The sequence below is a fragment of the Citricoccus sp. NPDC079358 genome (assembly GCF_040702545.1).
In the GTDB taxonomy this organism is placed as follows: domain Bacteria; phylum Actinomycetota; class Actinomycetes; order Actinomycetales; family Micrococcaceae; genus Citricoccus.
In genome coordinates, this window is record NZ_JBFBLI010000005.1 from 89,740 (window position 1) to 106,226 (window position 16,487).

Annotated in this window: 14 protein-coding genes; 6 read left to right on the plus strand and 8 right to left on the minus strand. The window is 69.8% G+C overall.

The features are described 5' to 3' along the window. Window positions 1-116: 116 nt before the first annotated feature. From AB0333_RS08065 to rsmI, 3 genes are all read right to left on the minus strand, one after another. On the minus strand, window positions 117-1,610 hold the full coding sequence (locus AB0333_RS08065) for an NAD-dependent succinate-semialdehyde dehydrogenase (protein WP_366218171.1): 1,494 nt from the start codon (window positions 1,608-1,610) through the stop codon (window positions 117-119). Between the two features lie 176 nt (window positions 1,611-1,786). Further along, complete coding sequence (locus tag AB0333_RS08070; protein ID WP_366218172.1) at window positions 1,787-2,158, minus strand: VOC family protein; 372 nt, start codon at window positions 2,156-2,158, stop codon at window positions 1,787-1,789. 40 nt (window positions 2,159-2,198) lie between these two features. Continuing rightward, the gene (rsmI, locus tag AB0333_RS08075) at window positions 2,199-3,074 is read right to left on the minus strand and encodes a 16S rRNA (cytidine(1402)-2'-O)-methyltransferase (protein WP_366218174.1); all 876 of its coding nucleotides are present in this window, start codon (window positions 3,072-3,074) and stop codon (window positions 2,199-2,201) included. 441 nt (window positions 3,075-3,515) lie between these two features. On the opposite strand from rsmI, the gene AB0333_RS08080 reads away from it, so the two are divergent. Both AB0333_RS08080 and AB0333_RS08085 read left to right on the plus strand, forming a co-directional pair. Beyond that, the gene (locus AB0333_RS08080; protein WP_366218175.1) at window positions 3,516-4,814 is read left to right on the plus strand and encodes a potassium transporter TrkG; all 1,299 of its coding nucleotides are present in this window, start codon (window positions 3,516-3,518) and stop codon (window positions 4,812-4,814) included. Beyond that, complete coding sequence (locus AB0333_RS08085; protein WP_366218176.1) at window positions 4,807-5,577, plus strand: TrkA family potassium uptake protein; 771 nt, start codon at window positions 4,807-4,809, stop codon at window positions 5,575-5,577. Before AB0333_RS08080 ends, AB0333_RS08085 begins: the two co-directional genes overlap by 8 nt. Window positions 5,578-5,709: 132 nt before the next feature. Here the strand turns inward: AB0333_RS08085 and AB0333_RS08090 are convergent, their stop codons facing one another. Further along, a complete protein-coding gene (locus AB0333_RS08090; RefSeq protein ID WP_366218177.1) occupies window positions 5,710-6,105 on the minus strand; it encodes a hypothetical protein in 396 nt (131 codons plus the stop codon). A 389-nt stretch (window positions 6,106-6,494) separates the two neighbouring features. Between AB0333_RS08090 and AB0333_RS08095 the strand changes: the two genes are divergently transcribed. Together AB0333_RS08095 and AB0333_RS08100 are read left to right on the plus strand one after the other, a co-directional pair. Further along, window positions 6,495-8,075: a phospholipid carrier-dependent glycosyltransferase gene (locus AB0333_RS08095; RefSeq protein WP_366218178.1), complete on the plus strand. Its 1,581-nt coding sequence runs from the start codon at window positions 6,495-6,497 to the stop codon at window positions 8,073-8,075. A 32-nt stretch (window positions 8,076-8,107) separates the two neighbouring features. After that, window positions 8,108-9,922 (plus strand): AMP-dependent synthetase/ligase, encoded by a 1,815-nt coding sequence (locus AB0333_RS08100; protein WP_366218342.1) that lies wholly within the window; start codon window positions 8,108-8,110, stop codon window positions 9,920-9,922. A 136-nt stretch (window positions 9,923-10,058) separates the two neighbouring features. Here AB0333_RS08100 and AB0333_RS08105 read toward each other — a convergent pair whose 3' ends face one another. Both AB0333_RS08105 and AB0333_RS08110 read right to left on the minus strand, forming a co-directional pair. Continuing rightward, window positions 10,059-11,504, minus strand: coding sequence for a TIGR01906 family membrane protein (locus tag AB0333_RS08105; protein ID WP_366218179.1), 1,446 nt, complete (start codon window positions 11,502-11,504; stop codon window positions 10,059-10,061). Between the two features lie 111 nt (window positions 11,505-11,615). Beyond that, window positions 11,616-12,608: a stage II sporulation protein M gene (locus AB0333_RS08110; RefSeq protein WP_366218180.1), complete on the minus strand. Its 993-nt coding sequence runs from the start codon at window positions 12,606-12,608 to the stop codon at window positions 11,616-11,618. 94 nt (window positions 12,609-12,702) lie between these two features. On the opposite strand from AB0333_RS08110, the gene AB0333_RS08115 reads away from it, so the two are divergent. Next, window positions 12,703-13,506: an RDD family protein gene (locus tag AB0333_RS08115; protein WP_366218181.1), complete on the plus strand. Its 804-nt coding sequence runs from the start codon at window positions 12,703-12,705 to the stop codon at window positions 13,504-13,506. Window positions 13,507-13,617: 111 nt separating this feature from the next. Here AB0333_RS08115 and ahcY read toward each other — a convergent pair whose 3' ends face one another. Together ahcY and AB0333_RS08125 are read right to left on the minus strand one after the other, a co-directional pair. Beyond that, the gene (ahcY, locus tag AB0333_RS08120) at window positions 13,618-15,171 is read right to left on the minus strand and encodes an adenosylhomocysteinase (RefSeq protein WP_366218182.1); all 1,554 of its coding nucleotides are present in this window, start codon (window positions 15,169-15,171) and stop codon (window positions 13,618-13,620) included. Window positions 15,172-15,263: 92 nt separating this feature from the next. After that, the gene (locus tag AB0333_RS08125) at window positions 15,264-15,704 is read right to left on the minus strand and encodes a DUF3499 domain-containing protein (protein WP_366218183.1); all 441 of its coding nucleotides are present in this window, start codon (window positions 15,702-15,704) and stop codon (window positions 15,264-15,266) included. 177 nt (window positions 15,705-15,881) lie between these two features. Between AB0333_RS08125 and AB0333_RS08130 the strand changes: the two genes are divergently transcribed. Continuing rightward, the gene (locus AB0333_RS08130; protein WP_366218184.1) at window positions 15,882-16,424 is read left to right on the plus strand and encodes a metallopeptidase family protein; all 543 of its coding nucleotides are present in this window, start codon (window positions 15,882-15,884) and stop codon (window positions 16,422-16,424) included. The last annotated feature ends 63 nt before the right edge of the window (window positions 16,425-16,487 follow it).

Here is a 16,487-nt window from a genome sequence, read left to right on the forward strand (position 1 = left end):
GGACCACCATGCATTGAGACCCGATGATCGTGACGATTCCCAGTGATGATCACGGGGAATCGTCACGATCGGTGGGTCAAGAGTGAGTCACCAGCGCAAGGTCCTGACGTCAGGTGCTACCTCTGGGCGGCGTACGGGTCGGCCATGCCGATGTACTGCACCGTGGTGTACTCCTCGATGCCCTCGGCGCCGCCTTCACGGCCCAGGCCGGACTGCTTCACGCCGCCGAACGGGGCGGAGGCGTTGGAGATGACACCGGCATTGAAGCCGACCAGGCCGAACTCGATCTGCTCCGAGACGCGGAACATCGTGTTGACGTCCTTCGTGTAGATGTACGAGGCCAGCCCGTACTGGGAGGCGTTCGCCAGCTCGATGGCCTCCTCCTCGGTGGCGAAGGTGGTCACGGGGGCCACCGGGCCGAAGATCTCCTCGGAGAGGATCGGGTTGTCATTGCCCACGGAGAGCAAAGTCGGGAGGTAGAAGTAGCCGTCCCCGTCCTTCGGCTGGCCACCGGTGACGACCTCGCCGCCGGCGGCCACGGAGTCCTGCACCAGCTGGTGGATGTCGTCGCGGGCGCCACCGTCGATGATCGGGCCCACGGTGGAGTCCGCCTCGGTGCCGCGGGCCGGGTTCAGGGCCTGGAGTGCGGCGGCGAACTTGGCCTTGAACTCCACGGCCACGTCCTCGTGGACGAGGAAACGGTTGGCGGCGGTGCAGGCCTCGCCCATGTTGCGCATCTTGGCGGCCATCGCGCCCTCGACGGCGGCATCCAGGTCCGCGTCCGCGAACACCAGGAACGGGGCGTTGCCGCCGAGCTCCATGGAGGTGCGCAGCACGTTGTTGGCGGCGTCCTGCATCAGCTTCACGCCCACCGGGGTGGAACCGGTGAAGGAGACCTTGCGCAGGCGGGAGTCCTTCATCAGCGGGCCGGAGATGGCGGAGGCCGAGGAGCCGGCCACCACGTTCAGCACACCCTTCGGCAGCCCGGCCTCCTGCATGACCTCGGCGAACAGCATGGAGGTCAGCGGGGTGAGCTTGGCGGGCTTGAGCACCATGGTGCACCCGGCGGCCACGGCGGGGGCGACCTTGCGGGTGGCCATCGCCAGCGGGAAGTTCCACGGGGTGATCAGCAGGGACGGACCCACCGGCTTGTGGGTCACGATCATCTTGTTCTTGCCCTCGGGCGAGGTGAAGTAGCGGCCGTAGTGGCGCACCGCCTCCTCGGAGAACCAGCGCAGGAACTCGGCGCCGTAGGCGACCTCACCGCGGGCCTCGGCCAGCGGCTTGCCCATCTCCAGGGTCATCAGCAGGGCGAAGTCCTCGGCCCGTTCGGTGACCAGGTCGAAGGCGCGGCGCAGGATCTCGGCGCGCTCACGCGGGGCGGTCAGCGCCCAGTCGTGCTGGGCGGCCGCGGCGGCGTCCAGGGCAGCCATGGCGTCATCGGAGTTGCCGTCCTGGATGGACAGCAAGACCTTCCCGGTGGCCGGGTCATGGACGTCCAGGGTCTTGCCGGAGCTGGCGTCACGCCACGCCCCGTCGATCAGCAGGCCGGTGGGGACGGACTGCAGCAGTTCCTGCTCGCGTTCGGCAGAGACAGTGGTGACAGTCATGGGGAACCTCTTTTCCGGTCAGTCGGCTCGGTCGGGCCAGCCTGTGGCGTCCTGAAGGACACCGGACGGCTGGACACCGTCGTCCTCAGCCTACTGGCCGGCCCCGGCCGGTGACGTGCGCGGGTCACTTTGCGACGAAGCCCTGGTGCACAGCCGGCCGGTGAGGTGCGCGGGTGTCAGGACCGGCAGAGGCAGAACAGGTGACCTGCCGGGTCGAGGAAGACGCGGAAGCTCTCCCCCGGCTGGTGGTCCGTCTTGGTGGCCCCCAGTTCGAGGACGGCCTGCTCCCCGGCGTCGAGGTCCTCCACCATCACGTCGAGGTGCATCTGCTGCGGGTTGTCCTGCCCCGGCCAGTCCGGCGCGCGGTAGTCCTGGACCCGCTGGAAGGAGATGCAGTTGCTGCCGTCGGCGGGACGGAGGTCGAGCCAGTGGTCGTCACCGTTCGCCTGGTCCTGGACCTCCCACCCGAGCAGGGCGCCGTAGAACCCCGCCAGGGACGCTGGATCCGGACAGTCGATCACGAACGTGGGAAAGCGTGCGATTGCCATGGGCGCCACCGTACTCCGCCGGAATCGGCAGGCCGAGGCCTCAGGAGCGGGCGGCCAGCACCGCCTCGTACAGGTTCCGCTTCGGCACGCCGCGGGCGGCGGCGACGGTGTTCACCGCCTCCTTCAACCGGGTTCCGGAGGCCACCAGGACCTCGACGTCGGCCACCTGGCCGGCCGTGTCCGTGTCCGGTTCCGCCTCGGTCCCGCCGGTGACGATGACGATCTCGCCGCGGATCTCCTTGGAGTTCGCCCACTGCACCAGGTCGGCCAGCGAGCCCCGGGCCACCTCCTCGTGGAGTTTGCTCAGTTCCCGGGCCACGCAGGCGGGCCGGTCTGCGCCGAAGGCGTCCCGCAGCGAGGCCAGCGAGGCAGCCAGCCGGTGCGGTGACTCGAAGAACACCAGGGTGCGGGCGTCCCGGGCCAGCTCGGTCAGCAGGCGGGCTCGCTCCCCCTCCTTGCGGGGCAGGAAGCCCTCGAAGGCGAAGCGGTCCGTCGGCAGCCCGGACAGCGCGAGCGCCGTGGTGACGGCGCTGGGCCCCGGGGCACAGGTGACGTCCACGCCCTCGGCCGCGGCGGTGGACACCAGCCGGTAGCCGGGATCGGACACCAGCGGCATCCCGGCATCGGTGACGACGGCGACGACGGCGCCTCCCCGGGCGGCCGCCAACAGTTCCGGGGTGGACTCGCGTTCGTTGTGCTCGTGGTGGCTGACCACCTTTCCGGTGATCCGCACGCCCAGCCCCTGGGCCAGGTGATGGGCCCGCCGGGTGTCCTCGGCGGCCACGATGTCCGCGGTGGCCAGCAGGTCCTTGAGCCGCTGGGAGGCGTCGGCCAGGTTTCCGATCGGTGTGGCCGCCAGCACGATCTGACCGGTGGTTTCGCCGAGCCGGTCCTCGGGAGTCTGTGTAGGCGCCATCCCCTCATGCTAGAGGTCTGCCCGAGGACTGAGTCCCCGACCGGCTGACTCGCCTCAGCCCTGGCGGGCTTTCATCCGGGGCTTCTTCTGGTCGATGACAAACGTCCGCCCGCAGCACCGCGTCAATGGAGGCCAGTTCCTCCATGCGGAAGTGACCGGTCTCGATAACGCAACACCCACACTGAGAACCCACCGCGCCAGGGGCAGTGTCACCTCCGTGGCACCTCCGTGGCACGCGTCGAGGGAACGGCATCCATTCAAGAAACGGCCCCCCCTTCAAGATATGACGGACGGCAGCATCGTGTCGCTGGTCAACACGGTTCGTCGGGAGTAGCTTGTTCCCTCGTGACCTTGCCCCCGCTTCGGCGGAACCTTCTCCGTTCGGCACGTCGGCCGGCCTCGAGACCTGTGCCCCGCCGGCCTCATTGGAAACCGGCCCAGGTGATCGTCCTGGGGTTCCTGGCCGCGATCGTGGCCGGCACCGCGCTGCTCATGCTCCCCGTGTCCTACCAGGACCGCGCCCCAACCCTGACCGAAGCCGCCTTCACCACCACCAGTGCCATTACCGTGACGGGTCTGGCCGTCGTGGACACCCCGGTGTTCTGGACCTTCTTCGGTCAGCTGGTGGTCCTCGTCCTCATCAAGGTGGGAGGGCTGGGGGTGATGACTTTCGCCACGGTGCTGGGCCTGCTCATCTCCCGCCGGTTGGGGCTGTCCCGGAGGTTGGGAGCCGCAGCGGAGGCCAGGGCCGAGGGCATCGGCGATCTGTCCCGCATCCTGCTCGGCATCGTCAAGGTCTCCGCTGTCATCGAATCGGCCGGTGCGGTGCTGTTGTTCCTGCGGTTCTGGCTCGGACACGGACTCGACGTCGGCACGGCGGCCTGGCACGGTGTCTTCCACGCGGTCTCGGCCTTCAACAACGCCGGTTTCGCCCTGTACTCGGCCAGTCTCATGGACTTCGTGGACGACCCGTTCATCTGCCTGCCCCTTGTCGGATGCATCATCCTCGGCGGCATCGGCTTCCCGGTCCTGGTCCAATTACGACGCCACTGGCGACTTCCGCACCGGTGGACCATGAACACACGGCTAGTCCTTCTCGGCACCGCGCTCCTGCTGGCCGGAGGCACCACGATGTACCTGGTCTTGGAGTGGTCCAACCCGAAGACGCTGGGCCCGCTGGATCCGGCCGCCCGCGTCCTGGCGGCCTTCTTCCAATCGGTCACCACCCGAACCGCCGGGTTCAACTCCCTGGATTTCGGCCAGATGGACCCCATCACCCTGCTGGGCACCGACATCTTGATGTTCATCGGTGCCGGTCCCGCCGGGACCGCCGGCGGACTGAAGATCACGACCTTCGGCGTACTGTTCTTCATCATGCTCACCGAGTTGCGGGGGCAGTCCGCCGTCAACGTCCTGGGACGCCGCCTGGCCCGGTCGGCGCACCGCGAGGCCATCACCGTCGTGCTGCTCTCGGTCGCCGCCGTGACCGTCGGCACGGCCGTCCTCATGGGCCTCAGCGAAGAGACCTCTGACCGGCTGCTCTTCGAGGCCGTCTCTGCCTTCGCCACGGTGGGCCTGTCGACCGGCATCACCGCCACCCTTCCCGAGGCCGGCCAATGGGTCCTGATGGTCCTGATGTTCCTGGGCCGGCTCGGCCCCGCCACCGTCGCCGGCGCCCTGGCGCTGCGCGAACGCAAACTGCTCTACGAACTCCCAAAGGAAAGGCCCCTCCTTGGCTGACGTCCCCGCCACTGACCCTCGCGATCCCGCGCGCAGTAAGCCGCAACGCTGGACCCGGCACCGGGTCGTCGGCACCTTCACCCACCCGTTCACCGGCCCGGCCTCCACCCGTCCAGCCGGACAAACCGTCGTCGTCCTGGGTCTAGGCCGGTTCGGAGCCGGATTAGCCCTGGAACTCATGGAGTCCGGGTGTGAGGTCCTGGGGATCGACATCCGGGAGCAACCAGTCCAGGCCCTCAACGGTCAGCTGACCCACGTGGTGCGCGCCGATACGACCTCCGAGGAGGCTATGCGCCAACTCTCGGTCCACGAGGCCGATCGGGTGGTCGTCGCCATCGGAACCCATCTCGCTGCCTCGATCCTGACGACCTCACTGATGATCCGGTTCGGCATCGACAACATTTGGGCCAAGGCCAACGACGACGCTCACGAGACGATCCTGCGCCAACTCGGCGTCCAACACGTGGTCCACCCCGAACGGGACATGGGCCGCCGTCTGGCCCACCTCGTACGGATTTCCATGGAGGACTATGTGGAGGTCGAGCCCGGATTCGCCATCGTCCGCACCGGCGTCCCCCGGCGATACGTCGGGCGGGAACTGGCCGAGACCAGGCTCCGGGCCGAACGGGGCGTCTCGGTCGTCGCCGTGAAGGACCAGGGCGAATGGATCTACCCGGACCGTGACTACCTCCTCCAGGCCGATGACACCCTGCTGGTGGCCGGACCGACCCGCAAAGCTGAGGCTTTCGCGCAGCTGGACTGAATGCCAGTCCGGCCAACCACCCCCTGCGAAGATCGGTCGCTGAGGAGTAGCTGAGGAGCAAGCGAAGGTGCCCTCACGCCGGCGGTCCACCATCCTCCTCTCCCCTGCCCAGTCGAGGCCCTGAGACTGCCCTCAGCCGAACACCATCGGCAGGAGGGACAGCACGAACCCGCACACACCCAGTCCCACGAAGGTGTATCCCAAAGCCAGGCAGACGCTGGTCGCGGAGGTGCGGCGCTCGAACCGCACCCCGGAGGGGTCACGCCGGCTCACATAGCCCCGGCACACGTCCTGGCCGGCCAGGTGCGCGCGTTCCGTGCCGCTCAGGGGCCGTTCCTGGAACTCGCCGGCGGAGAACCAGCGCGCCCACAGCATTCCGCCGTCCGCCACGAGGACGACCTCGGTGGGGACCAGGCCCTTCTCCCTCGCGCGCAGCAGCAGTCCCACGAGCAGGACGGGCAGCCCGAGGAGCAGCCCGATCCAGGAGATCAAGTCCCCCGCGACCCCGGCCCCTTCGAGGCCGTTCACGACGCGGATCCGGCCGGCAGGGTGGCGACGGTGGGCAACAGGATCACGATGCTCTGGAAGGAGCGTTCCTCGACGGTGAGAGCACCGGGCAGCATCCGATCCGACTGTCACCGGGAGTAGGCATCGGGTTCCTCTCAAGACATCAGAAAAATCCACGGCCGTCGGCCGCAGACTGCCAAATCATCCCAGCTTGATTGCCTCCGCGCAATCAAACGACGCGATGAACAGCGGAGCGAGATGTGCGCCCACGTTCGCCCAGTCCGGGGCACCCCGATCCGGCCCCCGCCTGCACGTACGATGGCAGGGTGCTTCAGTCCACCCCCACAGCGCAGTCGGTGCAGCCGGTGCAGCCAGCACCTCGAACGCCCGTCCCGACCTCACCCCGGTGGTTGAGCACCCCCGCAGCCGCCTACACGGACGCCGCCCTGCGGCTCAGGCTGCTCGGCGAACGCTTCCACCCGGGCCGCTGGGGCTGGATCGTCCCCCTGGTGGTCACCGTCCTGGCCGGCGTCCTGCGCCTGATGCGGCTGGACCACCCGCACCAGCTGATCTTCGACGAGACCTACTACGTCAAGGACGCCTTCACGCTGCTGCAGTCCGGCGTGGAGATGAACTGGCCGGAGGACCACAACGAGCAGTTCGCGGCCGGAAACCCGCAGCCGGAGAACACTCCCGAGTACGTGGTGCACCCTCCGTTGGGCAAGTGGCTGATCGCCCTCGGCATGGCGGTGTTCGGTGCAGACAACGGCACCGGCTGGCGGTTCTCCGCGGCCGTGGCCGGCACCCTGTCCGTGCTGCTGACCGCCCTGATCGCCCAACGGCTCTTCCGTTCGGTCTTCCTCGGCGGCATCGCCGGTCTGCTGCTGGCCGTGGAGGGCCATCACCTCGTGATGTCCCGCACCGGGCTGCTGGACATCTTCCTCTCCTTCTTCGTCCTGGCCGCCTTCGGTGCGCTGCTGCTGGACCGCGCGGACGGCCGGCGCCGACTGGCCGAGCGGCTCGCGGCCGCGGCCGCACGTCACGGTGGGGCGCCGCCGTCGTCCCTGCTGAGGTACGGGCCGTGGCTGGGATGGCGCCCCTGGCGCCTGGTGGCCGGGGTCCTCCTGGGCGCTGCCTGCGGCGTGAAGCTCTCCGGGCTGGCCTTCGTGGCCGTCTTCGGGCTGATGACCGTGCTGTGGGACATGAACGCCCGGCGCGTGGCCGGCATCCGCCACTGGGTCCGCGCCGGCGTCACGCATGACGGGCTCTACGCCTTCGTCGCCGTCGTCGGCGTGGGCGCCCTGGCCTATCTGGCCACCTGGACCGGCTGGCTCGTCACCGGCAACGGCTACAACCGGCAGTGGCACACCACCCATCCCCCGCAGTCCTGGTGGGAGCATCTCGTGCCCGGCCCGCTGCGCTCGCTCGGCGACTACCACCGGCAGTCCACCCAGTTCCACGGGGGCCTGTCCTCCGGCCACGACTACGCCTCGAACCCGTGGACGTGGCCGTTCATGGGCCGGCCCACCTCCTTCTACTACGAGGGCTACGACGACGGCGCGAACGGCTGCCCGGTGGACACCTGTTCCGCTGCCATCACCGATCTGGCGAATCCGGTCATCTGGTGGGCAGGGACCCTAGCCATGCTGGCCCTGGTGTTCCTGTGGCTGGGCCGCCGCGACTGGCGCGCCGGAGCCTTCCTCGGGGTCTATGCCGCCGGCCAGCTCGTCTGGTTCCTCTGGCCGGAGCGGACCATGTTCTTCTTCTACACGATCGCCTACACACCCTTCCTCATCCTCGCGCTCACGCTCTGCCTCGGGGCCCTGATGCGTTTCGGCGGCCCCGCCAACCGCCGCCGGAACACCGTGCTGGTCCTCGCGTTCGTGGCGGTGGCCGTGGCCACCAGTGCGTTCTTCATGCCGGTCTGGACCGGCGAGATGATCCCCTATGACCAGTGGCGGCTCCGGATGTGGATGAGCAGCTGGATCTGAGCCCGACCTCAACGGATAGGCTGAGTCCCATGATGCAGGAAGCCCAGACCGACCAGGTCGCCGACCTCCCCGCCGAGACGAACGTGACGGACCGGTTCCTGGCCGTGGCGGCCGAACGACCCCACGCCCCCGCCTATGCCGTGCGCAATGGGTCCGGTGGCTGGCTGGATGTCTCCTACGCCTCCTTCCTCGACCAGGTGCGCTCCGCCGCCAAGGGTCTGATCGCCCTCGGCGTGCAACCGCAGTCCATGGTGGGCATCATGGCGCCCACCTCCTACGAGTGGGCCGTGATCGACCAGGCCATCTGGTTCGCCGGTGCCGTGTCCGTCCCCGTCTACGAGACGTCCTCCCCGGTGCAGGTGGAGCACATCCTCGCGGACTCCGGCGCCCGCCTGGTCTTCACCGCCGCCGCCCGGCACCGCACCGCCGTGGAGCGTGCCGCCGAGCAGGGTGGTTTCGAGGTCTCCGTGGTCCCGCTCGATGCCGCCGGGCTGGCCGAGCTGGGCCGCGCCGGGCGAGACGTCACGGACGAGGCGCTCGAGGCCGCGCGGTCCTCGAACTGCCTGGCCGACGTCGCCTCCCTCGTCTACACCTCCGGCACCACCGGCAAGCCCAAGGGCGCCAGGATCACGCACGCGAACTTCGCCGTGGGCGCGGCCAACATCCTTCCCTTCGCCCACGGGATTGTGGGCGGCGGCGAGCAGCGCACCCTGATGTTCCTGCCGCTGGCGCACGTGCTGGCCCACGCCGTGCAGTACATCTGCCTGGTCGGCGGGATCCAGATCGCCCACGCCTCGGATTTGAAGACCCTGACCGCGGACCTCTCCTCCTTCCACCCCACGTGGCTGCTGGCCGTGCCGCGCGTGTTCGAGAAGCTCGACGCCGGCGCTGCCGCCGCCGCGCTGGAGGGCGGCACTGCGAAGATCTTCGCCGCCGCCCGCGCCACCGCGATCGAGTACTCCGAGGTCCAGGACGCGCAGGCCCGGGGTGAGGGCAACGGGCCCGGCGCCCTGCTGCGGGCCCGCCATGCGCTGTTCGACCGGCTGGTCTACCCGAAGATCCGCCGGATCCTCGGCGGCTCAGCGAAGTACACCGTCTCCGGGGCCAGCGCCCTGAACCCCGAGCTGGCCCACTTCTTCCGCGGCGCCGGGCTGGGGATGCAGGAGGGGTACGGCCTGACCGAGACCACGGCCCCCGCCACCCTCAACATCCCGGGCCACACCCGCATCGGCTCCGTGGGCCTGCCGGTGCCGGGCACCACCGTCCGCATCGCCGAGGACCAGGAGATCCTGATCCGCGGCACCATCGTCTTCGACGGATACCACGGTCAGCCGGAGTCCTCCGCCGCCGCGCTGGATGAGGACGGCTTCTTCCGGACCGGGGACATCGGCCGGCTGGACGAGGACGGGTACCTCTACGTCACCGGCCGCAAGAAGGAGATCATCGTCACCGCCGGCGGCAAGAACGTCTACCCGACGCCCCTGGAGGAGACCATCCGCTCCGCCGGAGTGGTCTCCCAAGTGGTCGTGGTGGGCGACGGCCGTCCCTTCGTGGGCGCCCTCATCACCCTGGACACAGACGGACTGGCCCAGTGGGCCAAGGCGCAGGGCCTCGGGCCCCTCTCCCTGGCCGAGGCCAGCAACCACGAAGGCCTGCGGGCCGAGGTGCAGAAGGCCGTGGACCTGGCCAACGAGGCGGTCTCCCAGGCGGAGTCCATCCGGAAGTTCACCATCCTGGACACCGAGCTGACCGAGGAGTCCGGCCACCTCACCCCGTCCCTGAAGCTGCAGCGCAACGTGGTCATCACCGACTACGCGGGGGCCATCGAGGAGCTATACCGGAAGTAGGGTTGGACGGCCGTCGGGCACGAATCATTCGGCCGCCCGGCACCCGGCCACCAGACCGCCAAGGCCCCGGGAACCACCACGTGGTGGTTCCCGGGGCCTTGCGGTCGCCCGGGCTGTTTCCCGGGCCTGCGGAGTCTCAGGCCTCCTGGGCGTCGTACCAGTCGTTGCGGCGCTGGATCAGGTCCATCTGGGCCAGGCGGGACTCGTGCCGGCGGCGGCGGGTGGGCCAGGTGCAGATCAGCGTGACGATGAGGGTCACCAGCACCAGGGCGGCGATGCCGATGCCGGCGTCCATCCAGAACTGGTTCGGGTAGAGCCGGATCAGGGCGTCCGTGATCTGGAAGGTCCAGGTGCCGTCCGCGAAAAACAGGCTGTGGAAGGTCGCGAAGAACTGCTCCCAGCCGAGCACGGCCAGCACGGCCAGGGCGATCAGGGCCACGAGCATCCAGACCGATCCCGCGAACAGGGAACGGCGGATGCCGCCCTTGGCGGTGCGGGCCAGCACGATCATGAAGATGATGCACACGAGGCCCAGGACGGCGCCGACGGCCATGCTGATGAGCATGACGAGCTTGACGTCCGCCATGTGGGAGACCTCGGTGTCCGTGAACAGCTGGTTGCCCTGGTGGGTCAGGTCGGACAGGTACCGGGGCGGGGCGGCATTGAAGAGGAAGTCCATGCCCGCGGAGCCGTAGGTCAACCGGTCCTCGGTGGTGAAGCCCAGCTCGTCGGCCGGGAAGCCGGGGCGGTGGTACTCGATCCACAGGAACAGCGGGGAGGCCACGGCGCGGACGGCGGCGATCAGCACGACGATCGGGAAGAAGATCGCCAGCAGCACCTGCAGTACCTTGGGTGCGGTCGAGGGGCCTTCCAGCGCCTCATCCCTGGCCGCGGCCCGCGCCTCGGCACCACGCAGGTCCCGACGCCGGTCCTCAGCGTCCGTTGCGGGCGCACCGCTGGCGAAACCCCGGTACTCGTTCTGAGCGGCCTGGGGGGCCGGGCCGGAGGTCCCGGCAGCAGCTCCAGCAGCAGCTCCAGCACCAGCGGCGGTCGAGCCAGCCACGGCACCGTCGTCCCACAGGGTGCCCGTTCCGGCTCGGCCGGACTCAGGATCGGGCTCCGGCGTCGCGGTGGCGGTCACGGCCTCCGGAGGGAGCCCGCCCCTCTCGCCCCGCGCGCGGGCGGCCGGGCGGTCCCGCGCCGCGGAGTCGCCGGCGGCCCAGGCATCCAGCTCGGCCCGGTCGATGGACTGCGTCGACTGGGTGCCCGGATCCGCACGGTGTTCGGCGTGGGCCGCACCGTCGGGTCGGTCGATGGACTCGGTCGGCTGGGTGCCCAGATCCGCACGGTGTGAGCCGCCGTCACTGGAGTCCAGGGCGTCCGAGGTCACCGGCGCGGTGTCGGGGTTCGCCTCGGCGGTCGGATCAGCGGCCTCCGCCTCGTCGTCCTCCATGAACGCCGCGTAGTCCAGACCGCTCTCGAACTCGGGGGTGTCCGCGTGCTCCGCTGCACGCCCGTCCCGGTCCCCGTTCATGCCGGAGGAGGCATTCGTGCCGTCCTGTGACCTGTCCTTGCCAGCCATCGTCCTGCCTTCTGTTCGCGCGTGATGAGACGTGTCCTTCCGAGACTAGTGCCGGTGCGGCCCGTGGCGGTTGGGCCACGCCCACGCGCCTTCGGGGCGCCCAAGGTGACCTCAGGCCGTGAGCTGGCGGGCGCCGGCGTCGTGCGCCTCGAGGTCCCCGGTGGCGCCGGCGGCGACCGCACGGCGGCCGAGGATGAGCGTGTAGGCCCAGTAGCCGGCCAGCACGAGCAGGCCGATGCCCAGGCGCAGCCAATGCGGCAGCCCGGACGGGGTGACGAAGCCCTCCACCACACCGGACACCGCGAGGACGAGGACCAGCCCGGCGGCGACGGTGAACAGGGAGCGGCCCTCCGCGGCCAGGGAGTCGAGCCGGGTCCGTTGCCCCGGGGCCACCCAGGCCCAGAAGATCCGCAGCCCGGCGGCACCGGCGATGAAGATCGCCGTGAGCTCCATGAACCCGTGCGGGAGGATGTACAGGAAGAAGGTGTCCAGCTCACCGTGGGCCGCCATGACTCCCCCGGAGATCCCGACGCCCTGCGCATTGACGAAGAGCACGTACGGCACGAAGTAGCCGGTGATGCCGAACGCCACCTCCTGCGCGGCGATCCAGGCGTTGTTGGTCCACACCTGCCCGGCGAAGGACGCGGCCGGGTTCTCGGAGTAGTAGCCGGTGAACTGTTCCTCGGCGTACTCGCGCATCTGCTCCTCGGTGCCCAGGGAGGCGAGCACCTCGGGTTCGCCGTTCACCCAGAATCCGAACCAGACGGCCACGAGGCAGAAGGCCGCCCCGAGGATCACGGTCAGCCAGCGGATCCGGTAGAACGCCGCGGGCAGCTGTTCGAGGAAGAAGCGGGAGAAGCCGGCGGAGGCGCTGGAGGGCGCCCCCGTGATCCGGTTGCGGGCCCGGGCCAGCACCATGGACAACCCGGCGGCCTGCGGACCGTCCGGGTCCTGGGCCTGCACCACGGACAGGTGGGTGGAGGCCCGGCCGTAGAGCTCGAGCAGCTCGTCGGCCTGCCCGGCGTCGAGCCGGCGGGTGCGCGCCAACGAGTCCAGCCGCTCCCACGTGGGGCGATGTACTGAGGCGTAGGCGTCCAGATCCACGACTTCAGGCTACCGGCCGCTACGCTGGGCGGGGCACACGACGGGCCGCATGACCCGTCCGGCACAACTGCGGAACCGGATCAGGGGGTAGGTCATGGGCACGACGGTGGTCACCGGCGAGGCGGTGGTGCTGCAATTGCGGCCGGCGTCGTTCGTGATCCGGGCTGCCGGCGCCCTCATCGATGCCATCGCCCTCGTGCTGGTCTTCCTCGCGGTGATCTGGGTCCTCGCCCAGACGATCCTCGAGGAACTGGACCCGGCTGCCGCCCAGGCCACGGTGCTGGCCCTCGTGGTCGGCCTGCTGGTGGGCGTCCCCCTCGCTGTGGAGACCCTCAGCCGGGGCCGCTCCCTCGGCAAGCTCGTTTTCGGGACCCGCGTGGTGCGGGACGACGGCGGCGCCATCCGCCTGCGGCACAGTCTCGTCCGCGTCCTGGTCGGGATCATGGAGCTGTGGATGACGTTCGGTTCCGTGGCCCTGATCGCGTCCATGCTGAACGAACGGGGCAAGCGTCTGGCGGACATGGTCGCCGGCAGCCAGGTGGTGGTCGAACGCCAGCGCGCCGTCCCGCCGCCGTTGCCCGGTGTGCCCGAGTCGATGCGGCCGTGGGCCGAGGTGGCCGACGTCGGCCGTCTCCCGGATGCCCTCGTCGCCTCCGTGACTCAATTCCTGCGCAACGCCCGCTCCGTCCCGCCCGCGGTCCGCCACCAGACCGCCGGCCGACTGGCAGCGCAGGTGGCCCCGTTCGTGGCTCCGGGCCCGCCGGCCGGGGTGCTCATGGAGGACTTCCTGCTGGCCGTGGTGGCCGAACGGCGCAACCGCGACTTCCGGCTGTTGAGCCGGCAGCAGGAGAGGGCGGACGCCGCCGCCGAGCGCCTGCACTCCCTGCCGTTCTCCTGATCCCCACCGCCACCCCCAACTGAGTCTCACGAATTGCCCCTGTTTCCGGCGAATCCGGGGCCATTCGTGAGACTCAGTTGTACGAGAGTTGCATGAGTGCTGGGGCCGAGGTCAGTAGCGGTAGTGGTCCGCCTTGTACGGGCCGGCCACGTCCACCCCGAGGTACTCGGCCTGGCTCTTGGACAGCTCCGTCAGGTGGGCGCCGAGAGCATCCAGGTGCAGACGGGCGACCTTCTCGTCCAGGACCTTCGGCAGCACGTAGACCTGCTTCTCGTACTCCAGGCCGGTGATGGAGCCGTGACGGGCGAAGAGCTCCATCTGGGCCATTACCTGGTTGGTGAAGGACGCGCTCATCACGAAGGACGGGTGGCCGGTGGCGTTGCCCAGATTCAGCAAACGCCCCTCGGACAGCACGATGATCGAGCGCTCGTCCGCGGTGCCGGAGTCGAACGTCCACTCGTGGACCTGCGGCTTGATCTCGGTCTTCGTGATGCCGGGGGTCCGGGCGAGGCCGGCCATGTCCAGCTCGTTGTCGAAGTGGCCGACGTTGCCCACGATCGCCTTGTCCTTCATCCGGGCCATGTCCTCGGCCATGATGATGTCCTTGCCACCCGTGGTGGTGATGAAGATGTCCCCGGAGGAGACCACCTCGTCGAGGCGGACCACCTGGAAGCCGTCCATGGCGGCCTGCAGGGCGTTGATCGGGTCCACCTCGGTGACGACCACGCGGGCCCCCTGGCCGCGGAAGGCATCGGCGGCGCCCTTGCCGACATCGCCGTAGCCGCAGACCACCGCCGTCTTGCCGCCGATCAGCACATCCGTGCCGCGCATGATGCCGTCCGGCAGCGAGTGGCGGATGCCGTACTTGTTGTCGAACTTCGACTTGGTGACCGCGTCGTTGACGTTGATCGCCGGGAACATCAGCTGCCCCGTGTCGGCCAGCTGGTACAGGCGGAGCACGCCGGTGGTGGTCTCCTCGGTCACCCCGCGGATGCCCTGGGCGATCCGGGTGAAGCGCTGGCCGTCCGTGGCGAGTGAGGCCCGCAGGGTCTCGAGGATGACCTGGTACTCCTCCGGGTCCTCCGCCGTGGGGCTCGGCACGGCGCCGGCGGACTCGAACTCGACGCCCTTGTGCAGCAGCATCGTGGCGTCCCCGCCGTCGTCGAGGATCATGTTCGGGCCCAGCTCCGGGTCCTGGTCGGCCCCGGGCCAGAGCAGGATCTGGGAGGCGGTCCACCAGTAGTCGGTGAGGGTCTCGTTCTTCCAGGCGAAGACGGGGACGCCCTGGGGAACCTCCGGAGTGCCCTGGCCGACCACGATCGCGGCAGCCGCCTCGTCCTGGGTGGAGAAGATGTTGCAGGAGGCCCAGCGGACCTCGGCACCGAGCGCGGTGAGAGTCTCGATCAGCACGGCGGTCTGCACCGTCATGTGCAGGGAACCGGCGATCCGGGCCCCCTTGAGCGGCTGCTCCTCGCCGAACTCGCGGCGTAGGGACATCAGCCCCGGCATCTCGTGCTCAGCCAGGCGGATCTGATGGCGGCCGGCCTCGGCCAGGGAGAGATCCCGGACGGCGAAGTCGAAGGTGGCCCCGGGAACGGTGACGCGGTTGGCGTAATCCGGGTCGGTGGCAGGGCTTGGAGCGCTGACGGCAGGGTTCTCAGTCATGGATCCAGCCTAAGGCAGAGCACGTCCCGACCGGCACGGACGTGTCCCCGGATGGCGCTGTTCGCCCGTTGGCCAGACTCGCCGGAAAGGTATCAGGAGTCGCGCAGCAGGCGCAGGGTGGGACGGCCGGGGCGGGCCGGTGCGTCACCGTTGACGGAACCGGTCGGCTCCGGGCGGGGGCCGGCGTCGGGCGACGTACCGCGGCGTCCCACCAAGGGTGCCGACGACGACGCCGGACGGGCCGACTCGCTGCGGACCGACGGTTCACGCACCGCGTGGGCTAGGGCCAGCAGGTCGTCCGGTTCCTCCGGAACGGGGCGTTCGGAGCCCTCTGGCGGCTGGATGCGCAGCACCTCCCAGCCCTTCGGCGCGGTCATGCTGCGGGCGTGCTTCTCACACAGGTCATACGTGTGGGGTTCGGCCAACCGGGACATGGGGCCCAGGACCACGGTGGAATCGGCATAGTTGTACGTCAGCGTTGCCAGAGCCGCAGATTGGCAGCTGGTCTTGGAGCACTGTCGCATCGATCCCACGGCAGACCACCCTACCGCGCTGGGTCCGGGAAGCCGTGCACTGCCCCGCCGCGACGCGTGTCCGGCGACGTCCCGGCTCTCGTCCGGTGGCCGAGCCTCCATGCCCGACGACGGCCTGCCGGTGTTCCGGTACCGGCTCCGGTACCGGCGTGTCCCCTCGGGGTCTAGCATCGAGTCATGACTTCCTTCGAACCCGTTGCCGTGGAACACGGCGTGGCACGGGGTATGGGGCAGGATTCGGGCGCACCCCGCACGCCCAGCACCTCAGGACCCGCGTCCGGGCTCGCGACGCGGCCGCCCCGCCGGGACCGCCGCGGGCGGGGCCTGCGCGGGCCGCTGATGCCGCCGGGTCTTCCCGGCGCGCGCAGCCGCAATGAGGCCTTCTCCGATCACCTGGCCGCCGCGGTGTCCCGGCTGGCCGAGGTCTGCGGCCCCGCCGTGGAACAGGCCCGTTTCCGCATGACGATGGTCCCCGAGGACCTGGAGAACCGCCTGGAACTGGTGCGGGCCTGGGGTGCCGACCTCGTGGACGATCCCACCGGTTCCACGCGCCGCGACGCCCAGGGCACGGCGGTCATCACCATCCACCGGCGTCCGCTGGAGGCCCGCTGCCCGGCTCCGTCACTGCTGCCGGACCTCGTCTACGGCGCGGTCGTGGAGCAGTGGGCCGAGCTGACCGGCCTGGCACCCGAGGCCGTGGACCCGGACTTCCACTGGTAGACGGCGTCGACGGCCGGCACTCGCCCTTCGCTCTGGTGCCGGCCACAGCCGGTGCCAAGGTCC

Excerpts from the sequence above, each read along its gene's own strand:
- AB0333_RS08115 (WP_366218181.1), top strand. The coding sequence starts at position 12,703 with ATGGGCACGACGGTGGTCACCGGCGAGGCGGTGGTGCTGCAATTGCGG.
- ahcY (WP_366218182.1), bottom strand. The coding sequence starts at position 15,171 with ATGACTGAGAACCCTGCCGTCAGCGCTCCAAGCCCTGCCACCGACCCG.
- AB0333_RS08100 (WP_366218342.1), top strand. The coding sequence starts at position 8,108 with ATGCAGGAAGCCCAGACCGACCAGGTCGCCGACCTCCCCGCCGAGACG.
- rsmI (WP_366218174.1), bottom strand. The coding sequence starts at position 3,074 with ATGGCGCCTACACAGACTCCCGAGGACCGGCTCGGCGAAACCACCGGT.
- AB0333_RS08105 (WP_366218179.1), bottom strand. The coding sequence starts at position 11,504 with ATGGCTGGCAAGGACAGGTCACAGGACGGCACGAATGCCTCCTCCGGC.
- AB0333_RS08130 (WP_366218184.1), top strand. The coding sequence starts at position 15,882 with ATGACTTCCTTCGAACCCGTTGCCGTGGAACACGGCGTGGCACGGGGT.
- AB0333_RS08070 (WP_366218172.1), bottom strand. The coding sequence starts at position 2,158 with ATGGCAATCGCACGCTTTCCCACGTTCGTGATCGACTGTCCGGATCCA.
- AB0333_RS08065 (WP_366218171.1), bottom strand. The coding sequence starts at position 1,610 with ATGACTGTCACCACTGTCTCTGCCGAACGCGAGCAGGAACTGCTGCAG.